The organism is Mycoplasma sp. 773, assembly GCF_053851515.1.
Map to the genome: position 1 here is coordinate 76,334 of NZ_JBSQAV010000001.1, position 18,615 is coordinate 94,948.

At 26.5% G+C, this 18,615-nt stretch carries 7 protein-coding genes; 4 read left to right on the plus strand and 3 right to left on the minus strand.

Features of this window, described 5'->3' with window-relative positions:
• Nucleotides 1-2 precede the first annotated feature (2 nt).
• The 4 genes from ACWXVJ_RS00300 to ACWXVJ_RS00315 all read left to right on the plus strand — a co-directional run bounded on the left by ACWXVJ_RS00300 (nt 3) and on the right by ACWXVJ_RS00315 (nt 15,867).
• The gene (locus ACWXVJ_RS00300; RefSeq protein ID WP_455965974.1) at nt 3-1,475 is read left to right on the plus strand and encodes a hypothetical protein; all 1,473 of its coding nucleotides are present in this window, start codon (nt 3-5) and stop codon (nt 1,473-1,475) included.
• A 20-nt stretch (nt 1,476-1,495) separates the two neighbouring features.
• The gene (locus tag ACWXVJ_RS00305; protein ID WP_455965976.1) at nt 1,496-2,326 is read left to right on the plus strand and encodes a hypothetical protein; all 831 of its coding nucleotides are present in this window, start codon (nt 1,496-1,498) and stop codon (nt 2,324-2,326) included.
• Between the two features lie 280 nt (nt 2,327-2,606).
• Complete coding sequence (locus tag ACWXVJ_RS00310) at nt 2,607-13,163, plus strand: hypothetical protein (RefSeq protein WP_455965978.1); 10,557 nt, start codon at nt 2,607-2,609, stop codon at nt 13,161-13,163.
• A gap of 1,009 nt (nt 13,164-14,172) precedes the next feature.
• Nucleotides 14,173-15,867: a hypothetical protein gene (locus ACWXVJ_RS00315; RefSeq protein ID WP_455965980.1), complete on the plus strand. Its 1,695-nt coding sequence runs from the start codon at nt 14,173-14,175 to the stop codon at nt 15,865-15,867.
• 116 nt (nt 15,868-15,983) lie between these two features.
• Here ACWXVJ_RS00315 and ACWXVJ_RS00320 read toward each other — a convergent pair whose 3' ends face one another.
• The 3 genes from ACWXVJ_RS00320 to proS are packed head-to-tail and all read right to left on the minus strand — an operon-like array spanning nt 15,984 to nt 18,557.
• A complete protein-coding gene (locus ACWXVJ_RS00320; RefSeq protein ID WP_455965981.1) occupies nt 15,984-16,796 on the minus strand; it encodes an HAD family hydrolase in 813 nt (270 codons plus the stop codon).
• A 7-nt stretch (nt 16,797-16,803) separates the two neighbouring features.
• On the minus strand, nt 16,804-17,106 hold the full coding sequence (locus tag ACWXVJ_RS00325) for a thioredoxin family protein (protein ID WP_444704934.1): 303 nt from the start codon (nt 17,104-17,106) through the stop codon (nt 16,804-16,806).
• Nucleotides 17,107-17,123: 17 nt separating this feature from the next.
• Nucleotides 17,124-18,557, minus strand: a complete 1,434-nt coding sequence (gene proS, locus ACWXVJ_RS00330) for a proline--tRNA ligase (protein WP_455965983.1) — start codon at nt 18,555-18,557, stop codon at nt 17,124-17,126.
• Nucleotides 18,558-18,615: the final 58 nt, after the last annotated feature.

The window sequence follows — 18,615 nt, forward strand, 5'->3', positions numbered from 1 at the left end:
CTATGTATTTAGAAGAAAAAAACAATCATATTATTGATAATTCGCATTTGTTTGAAATTGAAAGAATGTTTGAAATGATTAGAACTACTTTTGATGAAGAAGTTGCAAAGAGAATTTCTCATGTCCGTTTTTATCGTCATGAATTAAATAAGACATATTTTATTGCTAAGTATAATAATCTTTGAGTACAAATAAGAATACCTAAACATAAATTTGATGCTGAATGTGAGAATGAATTTATTGTTATTAAACATTTTAAGGATTATATTTTTGCTAAAGACGGAATATATATAAAAAAATGATTTCCGGGCGAAGATTTATTTCATATAAAATTTAAAAAGGTCACTATTTATTCAATATTTAATTGTGTAAAGAGTTTTCATGAGTGTAATATTGAGGTGCAAAAATTTAATTGAAATAAGTTTATTATTCAAGACAAAAAATATCATGAATTGCTTCATAAGTACAAAGATGAAGAACAAGTTTTGAGTCACAATAATATCCAAAAACATAATATTATAGTTAACAAGTATAACTTTGTTAAGTTGGTGGATATGGATAGCGTATCTCTTAACTCCCCATATTTTGATTTTGTACTACTGCACATTAACATTGGAATTGATAAAAAAATGATTATTGACTATTTTAATTTAGACAAGGATGTTTTTGATGATTACATATATTTGGTTAATACATACCGCGAGGCAGAATATGAGAGTGATTATCGTTATTTAACAATTAATAAGGATATAATTCCTGAGTCCCTAAATGTATATAAAACTAGAACCTCAATAATTAACAACAAATTTATTGTGCATAAGCACCACAATCAATTTGATAACCGTCTTAAAATTAAGACAATTGAAGATTTTTATTTTGTTCCAACTTTTATTTATGAAGATGAGAATAAAATTATTTGAAGATGGCTAACTAGAAAGGATAAATTTCAATTAACTCATAGAACTATTAAGATATTGGCTAAAATTATGAGAACCTATCACGATTCAAATGTTCAATTCCCTAACTACATATTGTATGAAAAAATAAAGTGATATTTGGATAATGTAAATAAAAAAGATTTAGTTATTGAAATTGGTAGTAATGATCTCATCTCTCAAATTGTAAACTGAATAAAAGAAATTGAGATTGATGCAAATTGTCATAATAATCTTAATTTTGAAAATATTTTATGAGATGATAATCAAGGTATTTATGTGATTGACTGATCAATTGCTTATCGCAGTTCTAGATATTTAGATATTGCATTTATGTTTGAAAATTTAAAAGTTAATAAAAATATCGAGGAACAATTTTGGCGATCATATAATAAACATAAACCACTAGATTTTTATAGATATCGTATTATGGCATTATTTGTTCATTATTTGCAAAATAAGGTTTTAAATAATGATGATAAATTAGTTAGAAATATAGCTAATAGAATTAAAGAAATTTTAATTGAAGATAAGAGCTAAAACATATATAGGAGTAGTTAATGAGAAAGAATAACAAAAAAATCGAGTCTAAAGGTGATATGAATAATTCTTTATCGGCAAAACCTAAAAAGAATATTAAAAAACTATTGACAACTATTTTTATGTATTCTGGAATAATTGCATCAATTGGTGTAATTTCTGGTGTTTCGATATTTTATTCAACAAATCAGTCGAGAAGTGTAAATTACTTATATGATAGCGAACGTGATGTTAAATTCGAAAAGAGCGAAAAATCTGAAAACAACACAATTTCAACATTTGTGCTTGAAAAGGAAATACCAGCAAGCGAATTGTTTGATTTGGACAAGAAAGTTGAAATATCGAATCAAAATGGAGAATATGGAGTTCATCTTTTGACAAACTACTCGTTTTATAAGACTGGCTATAATTTAGATAGTTATTTTGATAATAAGAAATTTGTGTTTGCTTTAGATAAAAATTCCGATAAGGAAATTGCAGTGGTGAAGCTGCAAGATGAGTTTAAAAAATTTAAAGATAAAAATAAATATGACATTGATTTTAAATATTTTATTCAACAATTAACTAGTTTAAAGCTAGCTATTTCATATTATTTTACTATGAACAATAAAACATTTTTTATTGAAAATAAGAAGAATGTTACTGGTTTTGAAATAAAGACATTATTTTCTAAAATACACGAATACTTTAGAAATGTTGTGGCAAAAAAAGAAATTAAGAATGAAGACTTTATTTTCAAAATAAATGTTATCAATAAAAACGGAATAATAGATAAGGTGAAATTTTTAGTGAAATTTTCATTTGAAACAATAGAATCTAAAAGCGATTCGAAGCAAGAAAAAAAGAATTAAAAAGCAAGGTAAATATACCAAAACAATCTTAGCATGTAAACAAAAAACCTCTTAATTAAGATGGTTTTTTCTTTATAATTTCTAAAATTTTATTTTTTTATAAATGAAAATATAGTGCTTATTTTTTGATGTCTATTCTATATAAATAATAAAATATTCATAAAAAGAATAAAAACCAAAAAATATGTTTTTTGTTGTTTTTGCTGATTTTTATCATAAAAAAGTTTTTATCTAAGCAATATATATATATATAATACTTAGTATATTATAGAGGTGATATATGGCTAAAAATTTGAATAAAAAAAGACGTAATGTATTATATACAATGGCTGGATCGGCAACATTAATGACTGCTGGGACGTGAACATATATTCTTTTGGATTCGCATTTAAAAAATCAATTGGATTTAAAACAAAACTATTTTTACTTAAAGGATATATTAAAAAAACAATCCGATTCTTTATATAATGATAGCTCTCTTAAAATTGAAGTGCAAGCATTTCTAAAAAATGCTTATTTCAATAAGTATACAAAACAAAATCAAGAAAAGATTGCTTTACTGATTAATAAGGTAATAGCAGAAAACAAAAAGGATATAGAAGAAATAAAAAATCTTGCTGATAACATAGTTTCAAAATCTCTTAAAAATATTGAAAAAAATAAAGCAGATGAAATTAATTCATTAGAACAAAAAATCTACACAAAGAAAGAAGTTGTGGACTTTATAAAATATGAAAATGAAATTATTTTGTTAATTAAAAAGGTTGTTCTAATCGATAAAAATAAAGCTAAAGAATTTTATATAGAACTAGATAAAGTAGCAAATAATGAAGATTTAGCTAGACTAAAATCTAATATTTTGTTATATCTTGCTAAACGTGGTGAGCGGGGAACGTTTGAAAAAATTAAGGAGGATTTAATTGAAGAAATAACGAAAAATTCTAATTTTAGTAGTGAAGAAAAGGCAGACTTAATTAATAAAATCAAGGATACAAAATCATTAAATTACATCGAACTTATTAAACAAAAAATAGCCACACTGGATACTCTTTCAGCGCTATCTTACGGATTAGAAAGAAATAATTTGGTTAAAAAAGCAAAGGATTCAACAACAATTGAACAGCTTAACGATATCAATAACAAGATTGAAAAAATATTGAATGATAAAAGGAAAAAACTTTTGGACCTTGTATCAAAATTGATTGTTGCAAGAACGAAAAACTATTTTTATAACAAGCAAAATAAGGCAATAAATCAAAATGAAATTGAAGCCTTAATTAAGACCGTAGAAAATGAAATATTTTTTGAAAAAGTGTTTAATACATTTGATAGGGCAAAGAAAATTAATAAAAATGAAGCTCAATTTTTGTTATCAAGAGTATCCGATCAATATATAAAAAAAATGTATGGCGCCTTGTTAAAAAGTGATAATTTTGATCTTAAACAAATAACGGATATTAAAGATAAATTCTTTCAGGCTTTAGAGTTTGAAAATAAAGCTGATTTTATCAAAATAATTAATAGCTCCTTGATACAGAAAATTAATGATAGTTCAATTTTATCTCCTATGATCGAAGAATTAGTTAATAAGGTAAACAATTTAGATAATAAAAATTTAGATGAAGTTATGGTTGAAGTAAACGATACAATAGCTCTTTCGATTTTGCAAGCAGAAGCTAAGGATTTGATTAAAAGACTAAATATTTCAAATTTCAAGACTGCTATAGAACAAAAATTAAATACCGAAATTCATAATCCTTCACAAATTTTTGATGTTATTAATCAAATAAATACTTATATTAAGGATTTCAAGGATCATGTTCAACATAAGGCCGATAAAATAGAAAATTCAACAACAAGGGATAAATTTAATAGTGAATTAATTAAAGCAGAAACAGAGAATGAAATCAAAAAGATAGAAAAAGATATTGATGCATTATTAGCAAATACAGAAGATTTGAGAAAAGTTGCTTCAGAAATAGTTATGCGTCTTGCACAAAGTGACAAAAAGTCTAATTTTGAATCCATAATTGCTAATAAATCAAGCACTGAAAATGACCTACGTAACATTATAACCGAGGCCCAATCTATATTAGAAAAGGCAAAGAATGAAGCATTAATGAGTGTTTCAAAATCATATAATTCTTCACAATATCATGTTTTTAAAGAGAAAATTAATGCTGAAAATACTACGCAGGATGAGTATAAAAATATCGAAATTGAAGCATTGAAATTATTTAATGATATGAAAAAGCATCTAATAAATGAACTTGGCTCATTAAGTTTTAGTATGCAATTAAGCGATTCGATAAATGATGAAATAAATGAAGCCACGAATATTTATCAGCTAAATGTTATACTAGAAAAAATCAAAGCATATTTGATTAACAATAAAATTAAAGATGTTGGCCAACGCGAAAAACAAAATGATTTAGTTAAGAAAATTAATAAAGCCTTAGATATCGCATTGGATGAAATAAAGAAAATTATTGTTGACTCAGAGCTTATTATTGCTTTGGAAGCAGGGGACGAGATTGAAATTATTAAATCTGAGATTAATAGGCTTCCTTATCCTTCTGGTAAAGATGCTCCTGCAATAAAAGAAATGATTAATGAGATAAATAATATTGAAAATGATTCTACATTAGGTCAAAATCAAAAATTAGAAAAAATTAAAAATATAGCTTCAATAATTAATAGTTTAGCTGATAAAATAAATCGCTATAAGGATGATATTAAAAAAGTAAATCCGCAAAAACAGACACGTTTAAACAATAAACTTGATAACTCTAATTTTTTACCTCCAAATAATAATGAATTTGATGAACTTAAAAGAATAATTCAAGATGCTAAAAATGAGGATAAAAATGAGGCAATTGCCGAAATAGAAAAACTTAATTTATTGACATCTGATCAATCTAAAGAGTTTAAAGAAAAAATAAATGATAGTACTTTTAAAACATATGATGAAATTCAAAAAGTAGTAATAAACGCTAAGTTGCAAAATCAAAAAAATAAATTAATTAACGAGGTCAAGAAATTTGAATATCCACATAAGGATAAAGCCCCAGCAGTTCTTGAAATAATTTCTCAAATTGAAGCCTTACAAGATTTGCAACAAGTAATCAATTACCAATCTATAATCGAAAAAATAAAAAGAAATATTGCTATTGTTAATACAAAACTATCTAATTTGTTAGTAATTTCTAATGAAATAAAAGAAAAATTTGATGAAGCAAATACAAATGAAGAATTTGATAATTTAAATACTTTGGTTCAAAATGCACTTGATAACCAATCAAATAAATTAGCACTTGATAATAAGGTGGAATCTCTCCCATATCCAAAAAGCGATGGCGTTTTTAACATTGGAAGCAATGATGCCCCAGCTATTTCCAAGATTAAAAGTTATTATACTGATTCGAATGGTGTTGGAATTTCTGAAAAAATTACTGAAATAGATAACAAAATCATTAATATAACAATTAACATTGAATCAAGTAAACAAGCTATTAATAAAATATCAAAAAAGAATCAATTAGAACTTTGGAGCAAATTAAGAGATTCTTACACCGATCAAGAATTTAATGAATTAATTAAAAAGATTGCTAATGCACATGCTAGCGATGTGGTCGAGGCGAAGATAGAAATAACTAAGTTAACCAATTTAAGCCAAGAATTAGTTAGTGCATTTAATGCTAGAATAGAGGCTAATGACGACTATGAAAATATAAAAAAGATAGTCAATGAGGCAAGGTTAAAAGATAAAAAAGAGGAAATTAAGAAACTAATTTCAATGAGCGACTATGTTAATGATAGTAATTCAGATGTATCGATTAAAAATAATTTTAATAAAACAAAAGCTCAATTCGATAATGTTATTGATCAAATAGTTATTGATGATAATTCTTATAATCAAATTAAGGAGCAAACTAAAGATTTTGTTGCCGAACTTCATAAGGCTAGAGACTTAATCGATTCTTTAAGTTTGCAAGATGTTATTGATGTAAATAATGTTAAATTTGAACTCAAAAAGTTAATTACCACAATAATTAATAAAAGTGATCTTGAAAAAGTTGAAGTCGAGATTGCTAAATATAAATTAAAAAAACAAATTTTAGAACTTGATTATTATAAGGATACTCCTCAGCCAGCCCCTGCAACTATCATATTGAATTCGAAGATTGATTTAGCTAAAAATAGTAATGAAATTGAAGTACTAGAAAATCTAATTAAATCAATTCCAGAAAAAATTAAAAAGGCAAAGGAAGCAATTGATAGTTTAGATAAAAGCCCATTAAAAAATAATATAGCGCAAAGAAAACAAGCTTTAAAGGAGGAATTAAATAGATCTGTTGATAAAAATAACTTTGATCTTTTGTTGAAAAACATTAATGCAGCAAAAAATGAAAATGAGTCTCAATATCGTCAATCTCGGAAACAAAATTTAATTGAAAAAGCTAAAGGATTAGAATACCCATCAGTTAAATCGAAACAATCTGAAGCAATTACTTCAATTATTAAGAAGATTGAAGTTGATTTTAGTACTATGTCTAATGATACAAATTTATTAAGTAATAAATGAGCACGAGAACTGGAAGAAATTGAGAAAAATATTTTTAATTCTAAAGGAATTTTGGAAAAAATAAACCCTAAGCATTTAGATAATTTAAATATAGAATTCAATAAGGCTGATGAATCAAATAAATTTGAAATATTTAACAAAAAAATTAATCAAGCATTACAAGAAGATAAACAAGAAATAATACAAAAAATCAAAGCTTTATCTAATCTTGACAAGACAACAAAATCTTCTGAATTAATCAAAAAATTAGATAACAAATCATACAATGAAATGGTTGCGGTTTTGAATGAAGCCTACAAAATTGATCTTATTGCTAAGATTGACAAATTACCTTATCCTTTAAGTAACGCCAAAGCTAAAATTATTTTAAAATCACAATTAAACAATATAACAAATGAAAATAGTTATTACTTAAAACAAAAGGAACTTAGCGAACTAGAAGTAGCTATTAATAACGCTAAAAATAGAATAAATTCTCTTTCTTATCCAATAGAACCTAGTTTGGCTAAGAAGAAATTAAATGATAAATTAGATGAGTCAATTAATAAAGACCAAATAAATAAATTAGCTAATAACGATTTAAAAAGCAAGATAGAAAAATATAAGGAATTAATTGAAGGCATTAAGTATCCTATTTCAGTTGAAAATCAGGCAAAATTACTTGATGAATTGAGTTCTCTAACCAATGAGCAAGAAGAAGAAGTTTTAAAACTAAATATATATAATGCAAAACGTGAAACCGCCTATAAATTAATTGATGGATTAACCGATTTGGATAATCTAGTTAAAGAAACTAAAAAGCAAGAAATAACCCAAAAAATATCTGGAAATAGTTTGGATTTACAACAAGAGTTAACTGATATTAATGCAAAAATATTTGAAGCTCAAAAACAAAATTCCAAGCAAAAGATTCAAAAAATACCGTATCCTATTAATGATGCGACTTCACAGAATTCAAGAAATTTATTTAATGCAAAAATTGATTCTGTTCAGAGCGAAGAGGGCTTGTATCCTATTAACGATATTTTAGATTTATTAAAAAATGAAATAACCACAATAAATAATGAGGTTTCATTGATTGTAGATGCCTTTCGGAAGGATAAAATAAATAAGTTAATTAATAGTGTTACTGACATAAAAAATCTTGAGAACATTAGATTAGAATTACTTAGAGCCAAAGCAGCTGATGTAATTGATAATTTAGTTGATTTATCTACCAAACAAAAAGAAGACTATAAAAGCGAAATAGATAAAAAAACTAATGATATTGGCATTAATTTAGTAGTTGAATCTGCAAAGTTGCAAAATAAAAAAGAAGAAACATTTAAGTTAATTGATCGGGTTTCTTATCCTAAGAAAAATAATGATTTTGTTGCTAAGTCAATTAAAAAAATTAAGGATGAAGTTCAAGCTTTAAATAACAATAGTGAAGTTACAATAAAGAAGCAAGAGATACAAACATTTGATACTAAGCTCAAAGAATTGATAGAATTAGCAAAAACCATTGAATATAGCGAAAGCAATTCGCATGCACTAGTTAAAATTTTGGAAGGTTTTGATTCTGCAACCTCAGTTGCCGAATTAGAACAAACCCTTCCTAAAAGTTGACCTCAGCATATTAAAACACTCAAGAAATTGGCTGAGAAGTACTTTGGTATTAATTCTTATTTTGTAACCAATAAATTAAGTCATACATATCCTCAAAAGAACGCAAGTGATAGCGAAGGTTTGAGTTTGCAAGAATTTTGTCAACTATTAATAACTGAATTTAAAAAACAAGCAAAGATTAAAATTGATAGTTTATTAGTGGTCGATGAAGGCAAAAAACAACAATTGCATAAGCAAATTAATGATATCTTAGTTGATGGTATAATTTTTGCTATAGATCAAGATATTTTTGAAAAACCGCATCAAATTATTAATAAAGCTATTGCTGATGATGCGATTGAATTTATTCAAAATCTTGCTTATCCACAAGATAGTAATTCCGCCCAATCAAAAGCAACAATTAAAACTCAATTAGTTGATTCGTTTAAGATAAATCAAGTTATTTTGGTCAATGAAGAAGTCACAATTTTGCATGATAAATTAAGGAAATATAAAGAGCAGGTTGATGACTTAAATAGCCTGATAAATTTGATAACAGATATTACCAAAAAAATGTTCTACAATGATTTGTTTTCAAGAGCAGATAACTTAGAAAAACTAAAGGAACTTAAAAATAAGATCAAGTGGTATGTTGAACTACAAAGAGATATTTTATCCATTATTGATCTCGAAAAAAATGAATTTGACATTAGTTACGGTAGCAAGGCGGAAGATGTTTTAGATGTAAATCAAAACATAGTAGGTTTAAGAGAAAAATTATTAAACTACACCTTTAGCGCTAATAATCAATCTGAAATAATGCAGTTAAAATCTATTGTTAGTGAAGTAAAGGCCGCATATACTAGGTTAAAAATGTTATTTGTAAAAAGAGATACATTAATGATGTCAGTATTTTTAAAGCAAATCAAAGAGGCTATTGGCGTAGGTTCAATTGAGACTATAATGAATAATGCATCTGAAGTTAAAAATAAAATGGATGTATTTTGAAAAAAGACATCCCCTTATATCGGTTTTTATATTTTTGATCATAGAGACAAACTTTTAGAAAACGCTGCCAAGCCCGATAATGAAAGAATAATTAATGGCACAAAATTCAAAACATTTGATGAATTCATTAAACATATAAGAACTCAAACTAATCCAAATGAGTTGCAGAGCATAATTGAACAGGTGGTTCCTTTATATCATGGTGTTATTGATTATTTATTGATTGCCAAAGATAATCTAACTCAGGCTGCTCATAAGTATTATAGGGATGAAATTCTTAAAGCAACTACGAAGCAACAAATTGAGCTCCAAGTTAATGATGCTAAAATATTTAATCAAAAAGTACTTGAATCAAGAAATAAACTAGCCCAAATTGGAAAGGTTGGGAATAGAGCTAAATTAATGATGGAAATTGAAAATGCAAATAATGCAAGCAATATTCAAAATGTGTTGAATAAGATAGAACAATTTAGAAATCAATTTAGCAATGCTACTTTAAAACTTAACGAATATAAGTCACTAAATGAGAAAGAAGAAATTAAGCTTAGAGATTTTGAAACGAGATTAGATAAATTGCAAGAAGCAGATACTTCGTCGCAACTGGCAAATGAAATTGAAGTTGAAATTGCAAGAGCAAAAGCAATTGCACAAGTAAAGCAATTGATTTTTCTAAATATCAATCAACAAAATAAATATATAATCTTACTTAGACAAGAAGGAATAAATTATTTAAATTATCATAGTGAAATAACTAGGTTAACAAATGAGGCTAAGCAATTTAATGAAAAAGTGAAAACTGCCAAAGACATTCTTTCTTTATTTGCTAAGGATAGTAACAAAACAACATTTAATAAAACAATTTCAAATGCTTTAGATATCCAAACAATGCAAAACATAATAGTTCAAATTAATGATTTTAAAATTAAGTATGATGAATCTAGGAAGTTGGTTGAAGCCTATAAAAATCTTAATAACAAAGATGCTACAAGGTTTGATCAATATAATAAAAAACTTGACGCTATCCAAGATGGTGATGAAGCTAACTCTTTGATAAATGAAATTAAATCTGAATTTAAGAGTAAATTAAAATTAATTATTAATAATATTCCTTATCCAAATAAGAATAGTAGTGAGGCGCAACATTCAATTAATGTATTAAGTGTAGGTGTTGATAATTTAAATACAATTGATCAATTTATAAATAAAGCAATTGAATTAAGCAAACTTAATGATGAGATTAGCAAAAAGGCTCCGCAAGTTGATTTACTACAATATAGTGAAAATAATGCATTTGCAAAACAAGCAATCAAAACTGAATTAAATAAAGCAACAACTATACTCCAAGTAAAGACTGCTTTTCCAGATGATTGAAGTCAAAAAGTTGCTTATTATAAGCAAGTGTTAGAAAAATATTTTGAAGCACAAAATAAAACGAATCTTGCAGCAAGATTTAATAGAACCCACCCTAAATCTTCTGACCATACGGTTAGTGAATTAGAAAAACAATTATTGCTAACAATGAAAGTATTAGCTAAAAATCATATCAACACTTTCAAACATTTAGGTGATTCTAAAAAAGTGTTTATAGCAAGAATCGATGCTATAAATGGCTTTCCAGACGAAAATAGGATGCAACAAGTTGCTTTAATTTATATTGAAGCAGTTAAGGCGAATTACAATAATTTCATTGATAAATTAGCTTTACCTAATGATAACCATAATCAAGCAAACTCCTTGAATTCAAAGAATAACTTAAAGAATATTTTGGTTAATAGTTTTACAAAAATAAGTACTAAAATTAATAATCATCAAGAAGTGCAAGCATTGGAAACCAAACTAAATAATCTCAATGAATTGGTTAATAATATTAAGACTAAAATTCAAAATATTGATGTAGCAACCAAAACATCCGTTTGAAATGAAGAATTTTCAAAATCTGATACATCAGAAAAATTAAGATTATTACTTGCTAAAATAAATAAATTTGACCAGGTTTTAGAAAAGATTAATAGAATTACGGATTTACAATCATCTGATGTTGGAAGCGGTAATGAACTAGTTCATAGTCAACAAGTTAATGAAGAATTGTCTAAGCTTCGCGAATCTTATAAGGATAAGTTGGGTATAACAAAAGAAAATGATATTGATAAATTAAATCAATTTGTAGAAAAGGCAAATGAAGTGGTTAGATTGCTAAAAGATTCATTTAAAACCGATTTATTAGTAGAAAAAGCTTATATTAAAAAGATTGCATCTGCAGGCGATGCAGCACAGCTAGAAGAAATTAGAAATGATCTTCTAGAGTACAAAAGAGAGTTGACGAGATTTTGAAGTAGTTCTGAGAATCTTGAAAAATATATAAGAGACAACAAGAGCTTACTAAGCAAAAATGTTCTTAATGGAATTAAACGATATGAAGAGTTAGTTAATGATGCAAGAACATTTAATAGTGCAGCGGAGTTAAAGAAATTTAACGATTATACAATTCCTTTATATCATGGATATATTGATTATTTAATAATTGATAAAAGCGGAATACCTAAATCAGTATTAAATATCTTTAACCAAAGAGTTCAATTAGCTCCTGATAAAAATACAATTGAAAATGTTATTATTCCTGAGCTAAGATCATATCAAAGAAAACTAAGCGATTTAAAAACAATGATTAGTAAACTAAAAAGTAATGATTCAAAATCAAAATATAACGGTATGTTAGATGATGCTGATTCCTTAACTAAATTAGAAAATATTATATCAAATGTTAGAAAAGAATTAATTGTACAAAGGGTTGAAACTAGATTAAAACAGTTAAAAACAAGCAATTCTGATCCAGAAAAAAATAAGAAGCAAATTCTTAATGCTCCTGAAGAACAATATATAAAGGAATTTAAACAAAAGATTGAAAGAGCTTCTAACGTACAACAAGAAGAACAAATTGAACGTGAATTTATTTTTAGCAGATACTATGAATCAAAGCGTCTTTACAGTGTGCTCAATTCACTTGAGTTCATAGGCGAAATTCTTATTAGTAAAGCAAAAAAATCTTTAAATCCTAAATATATTAATTTAATTAATAAATTTAAAGAAAAGGATTTTATTAAAGGATTTAAAAATAACGGCGAAACAAAGTATCAAAATAATTATACATATACAGAATCAAATAGTTCGGATAGAACACTAGCGCAATTTGCACATATGTGAGTGCAAATTAGCAACGATCAAACTGGATATTTTAATCAGCAGGACACTAAAGATATATTCAGCGCCGCTACGCAATGAAAACCAAATTTATATAATGACAGTTATGTTAAAAATCATAAATGAAATCAATTTCCGCTAGACAATTACCATAATTTAATTGATCAGGCAATTAGTTTAGCTAAAAAAGATAAAAAACTTACGAGCATAGAGGATTTATATGCAACTGTAGATACCATTGCAGGATTTGGCTTTGCAAAATTTAAGGAAAATCCAAGTAAAGATGGAATTTTTTCCGTTGCTGCTTTATTAGATAATGCAAGAACTCATCAAGAAGTTAAAGGAAATGAATACCTTGTAGCCGCCTTTGTAGGTGGAGCAACAACATACGATTATTTCCGTAGACAGAATAAAAATAGTAATTTATTGACGCATTACGATTTAGGTTGGAAAATATAAAAAAATTGATTTATGTTTTTTTAAAAATAATAAGAATAATTCAAAATATTAATAAGTTTGTAAGTTATTTTAGTAGTGCAAGCAAATTCAAAAACTAAAAAATCAAGAAGTTTTTAGCCTTATAATTGATTTATTTTTATAGATAATCAATATATTAGTGGGGGTTAATGATAAAAATTGAGCAAAATAAAGAATTTGTTATTGCTCAAAATAATTTTAAAAAATGGCATAAACAATTGTTTTAATGGAAAAATATTATATTTGGGTTGTGACCACCTATTTTATTGATCGGAATTGCATTTATTGCAAGACGGATGTGCATAATGAGACACTTTTATGTTGCCCTTATTTATATTACCGCTTTTTACAATTGCCAGGATTCTTTTATTTGTGATAGAACATTACTATTGGTATAAAAAGAAATATTGATATAAAAAAAATGCTAGTGCAAAAAATATAGAAGAAAATAATGATGTGTAGTATGAACACGGATTTTTAGCAAGACATTATAAATCTTGCTGGTTTAAATAGTTTTTTTAGCAAAAATGTTTTTTGCAATAACTTTGATATTAATTTTTTTATAAAAAATAAACCTATATTGATGTATACAGTTTAAAAACCTAGACAAATTAATGTCTAGATTTTTGTTATTAAAAGGAATTAATTATGAAAAAAATCGAATTTTTTAAAAATTTAAAAGAATTTTACACAAGAGAAAAATTATAAAAATGCAAAAAACAAGAATTAAATTTTAAAAAAAAGTTTAAAAGCATAGTTTTAAGGTTTAAAAATTTTATTTTTTATATTTTCGCTATTTTTTTTTTTTTTTTTCAAAAAGCATAAAAAATAATTTAAAATTTTCGCGTATCTATCGGTAAAAACTAGATAGAAAAATCTATTAGTAAATAAAAGAATAAATTTGTAGATTCGTTTAAAAAATAAGCGTTATTTTATTTTCGAATATCAAATATTAATATAAATTGCTAATAAAATGAAAAGGAGAATATATATGCAAGATGGAAATGTTTCGCAAGAAGAAAGAAAAAATAGAAAAAGGAAAGCATTAGCTATTGCACTTCCACTTATTTTTGGAACGGGCGTTGTTGTTGGCGCTTTGCTAGGCGGAATTAGGATAGGTCAATCCTATCAAATGAAGAAAGAAACTGTGCTACCAGCGAAAGAAACTAAACCTTCAATGGATAGACAAAATAGTGTGGTTTTAAAAGAAGAAGTTCCATTTCAACCAGAATTATTTAAAGATTTAAAAGATAATACTAAGGTTTTAAAAATAACAAATAAGGATGAGTTAGAATATAACGAGATCAAGGTTGTTGATAAAAATTTCATTAAACAATTAAAAGACGAAAAATATATTATTAACGATCCTAGTGCTGAATTATACATTCTACTAAAATATAAGTACAAAGGCGAGGATAAACCAACCTTAAAATTTTTTGCTCTTAATTACGATGTTAAGGAACTTAATGAACAATATAATTACTTTAAAGAAAAATATAAAGATTACTACCAAAGTAACTATAGATTTAGCAAGTTTCTTAATGATAATTCAGAATTTAATGATGAAAAATTCAAAATCTCAGACGGCTATTATAAGGCAGAATACTTAAATAATATTTTTAAGAATAAAATACTGCCAATTTATCTAAAAGATGTTGAAGAAGTTAAAAAAGCGGGATTGAGACATTATTATAATACCGAAGCATTTATAGAAAGATATGAGCAAGGTGTCAGACAGCAAATCAGCCAGCACTTTTATAATCCTAATGACCCATCCCCACTTTATCCTAACGAACTTAAAAATGTTTTTGTTTTTAATGATAAATTAAAAAAAGTTCTAGAAAAGGATTATAACGACAAAGGACTTTATTGAAATTATGAAAAATTTATTATTAATAGACAATTAGTCAAAAATCTTGATACACCTTTATTAAAAAGATTTTTAACACTTTTATATACCTATTTTAATAGAAACAATTATGTTTATGATTTTACTGATCCTTTAACTTCCCAAGAAAACATCGAAGAAAAATATCAAAAACTTTATACACCTAAAACAATGTTTTTTGGCGAACTAGAAAAAGCGTTTTCAGATTTACAACTAGAGTTAAGAATACAAAGATATGGTTTATATGATGATAATTTAAATATTGATATGCCTAAATTGCAAAAATTTTATGATTTACATGATTTGTGATGGGAAAAAAAGGAAACATTTAACAAACAATTGATTGACTTTTTATTATCTGCCAATAAATTAATAGACGTTTATAATGACAAGGTTCAAAACGGTAGCCTTGGTAAAGAATATTATGAAAAGTTTTTATTATATCCAATCGAAATAAATTCATATCATGATGTTGTTAATATTTTATTGGATAAATTCCTTTCGACTGATGCTAATTATCAAACCGTAAAAACTAGAATTGATTTGCTTGGAAAAATTGATGAATTAGTGAATAATTTTAAAAATGATTTGTCTAATGCATTTAAAGATTTAAATATTGAAACTAAAACAAAAGAAATAATGAATTATTATCTTCAAACATTTATAAAAGATATCGATACAGATAAAACCCTTCTTGAATCGCAAAACAGTCTTGAAATTTATTTTGAAGATAAAATTTTAGATTTAACAAATCATTACAATTTAGATTTTGAGGATTTTATTAAAAATATTGCTTAAAATTATGAGATTTAATATCACCATTGTATTAGTTTGCTAGAAACAATCAAAAAAATAAGGTACAACCCATTAAAAAAAGTTGTGCCTTATTTTTGATTTTATTAATAAATATAAAATTAGTTATTATTACCTTCGATCTTTTTTACAGCCTTAGCAACCCCAGATTTTTTATAAGAGCCAGCTACTCATTTGGCTTGAATTTTAATGTTTTTTAACGCATTATTCATAGCGATAAATGCCCCTACATAAGGGATTGTTGAAGTGTCATTACCTGAGTCTCCAAAATGTACAGTTTCAATTGGATTAATATCAAGAAGTCTGCAGACATAATCTATTGCTTTTCCTTTTCCTGCGTTTATGTCATTAATTTCAATCGCATAACCCTTTGAAACAATATGAAGTGAAAGGTTTCTGAATTTCTTAGCTAATTCTTCCGCTATCATTCTTATATATTTTCTGCTTCCGCCAAAGGTAATGATTTTTGTGGCATTAGTAATATGAGGAATATCATCATAAGTTTTTTGAATTAAATTTTTAATTCAAGGTCTGAATAACTTTAGTTTAGAGGATGTACCGTAGATTGTGTTACCACTATTGAAAATGAAAAATAATTTTTTTTCTTTTAGAATTTCAACAATAGACATTACAGTGTCTTTTTGAATTTCGTTTTTTAATATGGTTTCACCATTTGAATCAACAATCAAACCACCATTTTGACATATTACATATGGCGAATTTGTTTGTTTAGCTAAATTAAGAACAAAATCTGATGCGTAACGTCCAGTGGCAATGATGAAAGGTATTCCCGAGTCGTTTTTGCTTTTAACTATTTCAAAATTTTCCTTACTTAGTCCTTCTTTTGTTTTAGGTAAATCTAATAATGTACCATCTAAGTCTGTAAAATAGGCTTTTGGTTTAAAATTAATCATATTTTATTTAGTTGTTAAATTTTTTAATTAATTCTTCAGCAGGCATATATCCTTGTGAAGTATTAATTAATTTTCCATCAACATAGAAGAACAATGAAGGTATGCTTGATACGTTCATTTCACGTGCAAAATCACGATTTTGATCAATATCAAAGTCAAAAACATTAATTCCTTCATTTTCTGTGCCTAAACGTTGGATTTCTGGGCCTATCATTTGGCATGGTGGACATCAAACCGCTCTAAAAGCCAAAACCGCTTTGCCTGTCAAGTGATCGTCGTTTAATTCGTTTTGTAGTAATTTCTTGTACATATTTAATCTCCGTTCATTTAGTATGCTCTAGCAAAAATAACAACTTTATCAGTTTTTTTGTTTGTATAGAAACAATTTTCATACTCTGGCAATATATTGACATTAAAAGGTATGCACCGTGTTGAAGCTCCGGTTTCTTCCTTGATTTTATCTTCATCATCGCCGTTGCCATTAAATTTAGTTATAACTCAATACCCATCTTCAATCAGTTTCTTGAATTCTGTATAGTTTGAAGCTACTCTTATATTGTTAGTTAATCTCTTTTTCGCTTCACTTAATAGGTTATTTTGTATATCAACCAATAACATTTGAGTTTTATTTATTGCCTCATCAATAAAGACACTAATCTTTTCGAGTGTATCTCTTCTGACAAGTGTAACCTTATTTTCGTTTAGATCTCGAGGACCTATTTCAATTCTTAAAGGTGTACCATGAATTTCGGAATTGGCAGCCTTATACCCCGCACTTTTATTAGTTTTATCTATTTTTGATTCTATATTTAATTCATTTAGTTTTTCATGAATTTGTTCAGCAACATGTGCCACTCTTGGATCTTTCGAGGCAAATAATTCAAGAATGTCGACTTTTATTTGAGCAATTTTAGGTGGAATAATAATTCCTCTATCATCGCCATGAGTCATTATTAACGCGCCTAGCAATCTTGTCGAAACACCTCATGATGTTCCATAAGCATTTTCGAGTTTGTTTTCCTTATTTTTGAATGTGATATCAAATGCTTTTGTGAAATTTTGGCCCAAATAATGACTTGTTCCAGCTTGCAATGCTTTGCCATCCTTCATCATTGCTTCAACAGTAAAAGTATAATTGGCGCCGGCAAATTTTTCATGTTCGGTTTTTTGTCCCTTAACAACAGGTATTGCTAGATATTCTTCAATAAAGTTGGTGTATACATCTAACATTTTCTTAGTTAGTTCCTGTGCTTCTTGTGAATTAGAGTGTAGTGTATGACCTTCCTGTCATAAAAATTCTCTTGTTCTCAAAAAAGGATTTGTTGTTTTTTCCCATCTAAGGACATTGACTCATTGATTGTAAATTAAAGGTAAATCATTGTATGATTCAACCTCGTTTTTAAAGAAATCGCCGAATAAAACTTCACTTGTTGGTCTTATATAGAATTTTTCATTAAGTTTCTTTCCACCAACTTCAGTGATTGTTGCTAATTCTGGATTGAAACCTGCAATATGATTTTTTTCCTTCGCTAATAAACTTTCTGGAATCAAAAGAGGTAGGTTGACATTTTGAACACCTAAGGTCTTAAATTTTTTGTCAAGGATAAGGCGAATATTATCTCAAATTCCAAATGATAATGGTTTGAATATGATCGAACCTTTCGAAGAGCCATAAGCCATTAAGTCACCATTTTGTATGACATCGGTATACCACTTTGCAAAATTCTCTTTTTGAGTTGTAATTTTTTCTAGTTTTTTCACAATTTATAATTTTATAGTTTTTTTTGTTTTTGTATTTTTATTTATAAATAAAAACAGC